The organism is Azospirillum sp. B506 (assembly GCF_000333595.1).
Taxonomy (GTDB): domain Bacteria; phylum Pseudomonadota; class Alphaproteobacteria; order Azospirillales; family Azospirillaceae; genus Azospirillum.
Window position 1 is genome coordinate 1 of the sequence record NZ_BADK01000939.1, and the last position, 5,076, is coordinate 5,076.

The window sequence follows — 5,076 nt, forward strand, 5'->3', positions numbered from 1 at the left end:
GGATGCCGGCGTCGCATCCGGCGGCAACACGTCGACGAAGCTGTCCTCGCCCATCACCTCCACCCGGATCTCGGGATAGGCGGCATGGAAGGCCGGCAGGATCGACGGCAGGACCAGCCGCGCCACGCTGACCGGCACATTGAGTCTGAGCGTGCCCGCCACCCGGTCGCGGAAACCGTTCACCACGTCGAGCGCGGCATCGACCTCGCGCAGGGCCGGCTCCAGCCGGGCCAGCAGGCGTTCGCCCGCCTCCGTCGGCACCACGCTGCGTGTGGTCCGGTTGAACAACCTGACGCCGAGCTGGCCCTCCAGCCGGCGCACAGCTTCACTGAGGGACGAAGCGCTGACGTTGTTTCCCTTGGCGGCCTCGCGGAAGCCGCGGGCACGGGCCACCGCGACGAAGGCGTTCAGGTCTCCAAGGTCATGTTGCATTGTTCGTAAATCCGCACAGGTTGTCCTGATTGTGCAGACTAATCGGTCGGAACCATGGCGCCTAGATTGGCGGGACCGACAAGGAGGCCATCATGCTCAACACCGATACATCCGGCATCGACAAGTCCGGCAGTTTCACCCTCGGCGGCAAAGCCATTCGCCGGCTTGGCTACGGCGCCATGCAGCTTGCCGGCCCCGGCGTCTTCGGTCCGCCGAAGGACCGTGATGCCGCCATCGCCGTGCTGCGCCACGCCATCGAGTCTGGTGTGAACCACATCGACACCAGCGACTTCTATGGTCCACATGTCACCAACCAGCTGATCCGCGAGGCCCTGGCGCCCTACCCGAACGATCTGCTGATCGTGACCAAGGTCGGCGGGCGGCGCGGCGCGGACGCCTCCTGGCTGCCGGCGGCCTCTCCCGAAGAGCTGCGGCAGGCCGTGCATGACAATCTGCGCAATCTTGGTCTCGACGTGCTCGACGTCGTCAATATGCGGCTGTGGGGCGACCATGGTCATGCCCCGGCTGAGGGGCCGGTCGAGCGGGAACTGAGCGTGCTGGCCGACCTCCAGCAACAGGGGCTGATCCGTCACATCGGACTCAGCAACGTCACGGCGCGGCAGGTGGAGGACGGGCGGCGCATCTGCGAGATCGTCTGCGTGCAGAACCATTACAATCTCGTGCATCGGGCGGACGATGCGCTGATCGACGATCTCGCAGCCAAGGGGATCGCCTATGTGCCCTTCTTCCCGCTCGGCGGCTTCTCGCCGATCCAGTCCGGCCTGCTGTCCGATATCGCCCACCGGCTGGGAGCGACACCGATGCAGGTGGCGCTCGCCTGGCTGTTGAAGCGGGCGCCCAACATCCTGTTGATTCCGGGAACCTCCTCGGTCAAGCATCTGCAGGAGAATCTGGCCGCGGCGGAGCTGGTTCTGCCTGCCGATGCCCTGGAGGCGTTGGACGGTCTGGGCAAAAGCGCCTGACCGTCGATGGGGACGGGGAGCGGGCGCGCTCCCCTTGTCCCAGCGCCGGCTATCGGCGCTCCATGGTCGGTGGGACGACGGTCAGGCGTACCGCATCGCCTCCAGGTCGGCGATCAGGCCGGGACCGTCCGGCTGCCAGCCGAGCGTCTCCCGGGTCAGGGCGCTGGAGGCCGCCAGATCGATGCCGGCGAACATCGCCATCCAACCGAAATGCTCGGCCGCCTTGTCCTGCGGGACGGAGACCGCCGGGATCTTCAGGCCGCGTGCCAGCGTTTCCACGATCTGGCGGGTCTCGACGCCCTCCTCGCCGACCGCGTGGTAGCGGGCGCCGGGCTGCCCCTTTTCGATCGCCAGCCGATAGAGACGGGCGACGTCGCCCAGGTGGCCGGCTGCCCAGCGGTTGCGGCCCTCCCCGAGATAGGCGGCGACGCCCTTTTCGCGGAAGATCGCGATCAGCGGGGTGATCAGCCCCTGCTTTTCCGTGTCGGGGACCTGCGGCAGCCGCAACACCGCAACATTGACACCGGCATCCAGCAGCTCGTTGCCGGCCCGCTCCGACGCGATGCGCGGGATGGGGTGGGCATCGTCGAAGACGTCTTCGCGGGCAAGCCTGCCGGGACCGTTCCCCCCGATGCCGACCGCGGAGGTGATCAGCAGCGGACGATCCGAGCCCTTCAACGCCTCGCCCAGGGTGCCGATCACCCGGCGGTCCTTTTCGCAATTCTCGGCGAAGCGTGAGAAATCATGGTCGAAGGCGGTGTGGATCACCGCATCGGCCTTCTCGGCACCGCCGCGGACGCTCGCCGGGTCCTCCAGGGTGCCGTGGTGCGGCTCGGCCCCGGCGGCTTCCAGCGCACGGGCGCCCTCGGCGGACCGGGTCATGCCGATGACCTGATGACCGGCCTGGAGCAGTTCGGACAGCACGGCCCGACCGATGAAGCCGGTGGCGCCGGTGAGGAAAATACGCATGGGGACATTACCTTTCCAATTCCGTCGCCCCCACTCTGCCGTGCCGTTATATCCTGTTAAAGTAGTGACGTTTTCCTAGTATAATGGCTACCAGGGTATCGTGCCCACCAGGATCGCCGATGCAGACCGACTCCAAGCAGCCCAACAGCCTCGCCGCCTTCCTGCGCGACCGCCGCACGCGGCTCGATCCGGCCGCCTTCGGATTCACCGGCCGGCGCCGGACGCCGGGCCTGCGCCGGGAGGAGGTGGCGCAGCGCGCCAACATCAGCCCGACCTGGTACACCTGGCTGGAGCAGGGGCGGGGAGGAGCACCGTCGGCCGACGTGCTGGACCGGATCGCGAGCGGCCTGATGCTGACCGAACTGGAGCGGGAGCATCTGTTCATTCTGGCGCTGGGCCGGCCGCCGGAGATGCGCTACCGGCCGGCAGAAGGCGTCAGTCCGCGCCTGCAACGGCTGCTGGATGCCTTCGATGCCTGCCCGGCCTTCATCAAGACGGCGACCTGGGACGTGCTGGCCTGGAACCAGGCGGCGGCGGTGGTCCTGACCGATTACGCCACGCTTCCCCCCGACCAACGCAACATCCTGCGGCTGGTGTTCGGCAATCCGGCAATCCGGGCCAAGCAGAAGAATTGGGAGGGCATGGCCCGCTTCCTGGTCGGTGCCTTCCGCGTCGATGCCGCCCGTGCCGGTGCTGTGAAGGAGATTGCCGATCTCGTCGACGAACTGTGCCGGACGAGCGCCGACTTCGCCCGATTCTGGAAGGAGCACGATGTCTACGCGCCGAGCGAGGGCGTCAAGCAGCTCCAACACCCCGAACTCGGCACCGTAGAGATGGAATATTCGGCCTTCGCCGTCGACGGACGCCCCGACCTTGGGCTGTTGGTCTACAATCCGCTGAGCGAACAGGTCAAGGCCCGCATCCGTGCCATGGTCGCGCACAGAAGCGGGGGTGGCCCGGCGGATCGGCCGCAGGCTCAACGGCCGGCGATCTGACGGCGCAGGGCCTTCAGCTCGTCGAAGCGGGCGCTCACATCGCGCATGACCGCTGCCATTCCCAGCATGGTCCCGTCGGCGTCCGTCAAGGAGACGATGGTGAATTCCACGGAGATGCGGCTGCCGTCCTTGCGGGTTGCCGGCACCGACAGCAGGTCGCCGCTGCCATAGCGGCTCACCCCCGTCTTCATCACCTCGTCATAGCCCTCCCAATGGCGTGGGCGCTGGCGTTCGGGAATGATGATGTCGAGCGACCGGCCCAGCGTCTCCTCGGCGGTGAAGCCGAACACGCGCTCCGCTCCCGCGTTCCAGAACCGGATGATGCCCTCCCGGTCGGAATAGACGATGGCCTCCGCCGGACTGTTCAGCAGTGCCAGCCCCAACCGTTGCAGGTCTTCCTCGGTCATGAATTCCTCCTGATGATCGTTTGCTCCGCCTGCTGGCGTCGTCGGTTGGGAGTGCTTGCCGGGTCAGGCAGGCCAGATCCGATGAGGGCAGCCTAAAACCTCAAGCTCACTTCAGGTCAAGCGAAATGCCTGGGACCAGCCCTGATTTGCCGGGGTCGGGTGCCGCCGGGCTATACCTTGGTGCAGCACGCCTTCCGGCGACGCATGACGTAGGGTCGTGCTTGCGGAACGGTGCGGCCGTTCAACCGTTCCAGAAGCCCGACCCTCAGGAGTCCACGCATGCCCGATGCCGAAGCGCCGCCCCGGCAATCCGTCCAGCCTCCAGCCGCACCGCCTGCGCCGTCACCCCCGGCGCCGCCGGTGGCGTGGAGTCCGTGGCTGGTCCGGCTGTCGGTGCTGGGGCTCGCCGTGGTGCTGGTGGTCGCCTTCGCGACGCGCTGGGACCGCTGGCTCGGATCGGCCACGCAGCAGAGCACCAACGACGCCTATCTCCAGTCCGACATCACGCCCTTGTCCGCCCAGGTGGCGGGGGTCATCCGCGACATGCCGGTGGGAGATTTCCAGCGGGTGCGGGCCGGCGATCCGGTGGCCGTCATCGTCGACGATGATTACCGTGCCCGTGTCGCGCAGGCGGAGGCGGCGCTGGCCGCCGCCGATGCGGCCATTGCCCAACTCGACATCCAGAAGCGCACCCAGCGCGCCCTGGTCGATCAGGCCGAAGCCAACGTCCATGGGCTGGAAGCCGAAGCGTGGCGGGCCCGGCTGGAGGAAACGCGGCAGCATTCCCTGACGGAGCAGGGTGTGGCCGGCACACTCCAGGCCCTGCAGCAGGCCCAGGCGACCTCCCGCCGCGCCCAGGCGGCGCTGGAGGCGGGACAGGCCCAGGTGGATCAGCAGAAGGCGACGCTCGATGGATTTGACGTGCAGGTGCGTCAGGCGCAGGCCACCCGGCAGCAGCGGCAGGCCGATCTGGACCTAGCCCGCATCACGCTGGACCGCACGACGATCCGTGCCCCCGTGGACGGCATGGTCGGACAGCGGCAGGTCCATCCCGGCCAGTATGTCGGGCAGGGCAGCCAGATCGTCACGCTGGTGCCACTGCCGGCGGTGTGGGTGATCGCCAATTACAAGGAAACCCAGATGACCCGCGTCCGTGCCGGCCAGCCGGCTGGCATCCGGATCGATGCCTTCCCCGATGTGCCGCTGACGGGACGGGTCGCCGCCGAATCGCCCGCCAGCGGCAGCCAGTTCGCCCTGCTGCCGCCGGACAATGCCACCGGCAACTCACCA

The 5,076-nt window shown here is 67.8% G+C and carries 5 protein-coding genes and 1 pseudogene; 3 read left to right on the top strand and 3 right to left on the bottom strand.

Going from position 1 to position 5,076, the window contains the following annotated elements; all coding sequences use genetic code 11:
* Positions 1 to 432: pseudogene (locus I71_RS29040) on the bottom strand (LysR family transcriptional regulator); the annotation flags it as partial.
* Positions 433 to 524: 92 nt separating this feature from the next.
* Between I71_RS29040 and I71_RS29045 the strand changes: the two are divergent.
* The gene (locus tag I71_RS29045) at positions 525 to 1,415 is read left to right on the top strand and encodes an aldo/keto reductase family oxidoreductase (RefSeq protein ID WP_042702539.1); all 891 of its coding nucleotides are present in this window, start codon (positions 525 to 527) and stop codon (positions 1,413 to 1,415) included.
* An 81-nt stretch (positions 1,416 to 1,496) separates the two neighbouring features.
* On the opposite strand, the gene I71_RS29050 is transcribed toward I71_RS29045, so the two are convergent.
* Positions 1,497 to 2,384, bottom strand: a complete 888-nt coding sequence (locus I71_RS29050) for an SDR family oxidoreductase (protein WP_042702542.1) — start codon at positions 2,382 to 2,384, stop codon at positions 1,497 to 1,499.
* A gap of 119 nt (positions 2,385 to 2,503) precedes the next feature.
* On the opposite strand from I71_RS29050, the gene I71_RS29055 reads away from it, so the two are divergent.
* Complete coding sequence (locus I71_RS29055; RefSeq protein WP_042702545.1) at positions 2,504 to 3,379, top strand: helix-turn-helix transcriptional regulator; 876 nt, start codon at positions 2,504 to 2,506, stop codon at positions 3,377 to 3,379.
* Here I71_RS29055 and I71_RS29060 read toward each other — a convergent pair.
* A complete protein-coding gene (locus I71_RS29060) occupies positions 3,361 to 3,786 on the bottom strand; it encodes a PAS domain S-box protein (RefSeq protein ID WP_042702548.1) in 426 nt (141 codons plus the stop codon). The two genes, I71_RS29055 and I71_RS29060, sit on opposite strands and share 19 nt — an antisense overlap.
* Positions 3,787 to 4,065: 279 nt before the next feature.
* Here I71_RS29060 and I71_RS29065 point away from each other — a divergent pair.
* Positions 4,066 to 5,076: HlyD family secretion protein (locus tag I71_RS29065; protein WP_148294392.1), on the top strand; the 1,011-nt coding region annotated here is incomplete at its 3' end.

Coding starts and splice junctions, on each gene's coding strand:
- I71_RS29045 (WP_042702539.1), top strand. CDS start 525: ATGCTCAACACCGATACATCCGGCATCGACAAGTCCGGCAGTTTCACC.
- I71_RS29050 (WP_042702542.1), bottom strand. CDS start 2,384: ATGCGTATTTTCCTCACCGGCGCCACCGGCTTCATCGGTCGGGCCGTG.
- I71_RS29055 (WP_042702545.1), top strand. CDS start 2,504: ATGCAGACCGACTCCAAGCAGCCCAACAGCCTCGCCGCCTTCCTGCGC.
- I71_RS29060 (WP_042702548.1), bottom strand. CDS start 3,786: ATGACCGAGGAAGACCTGCAACGGTTGGGGCTGGCACTGCTGAACAGT.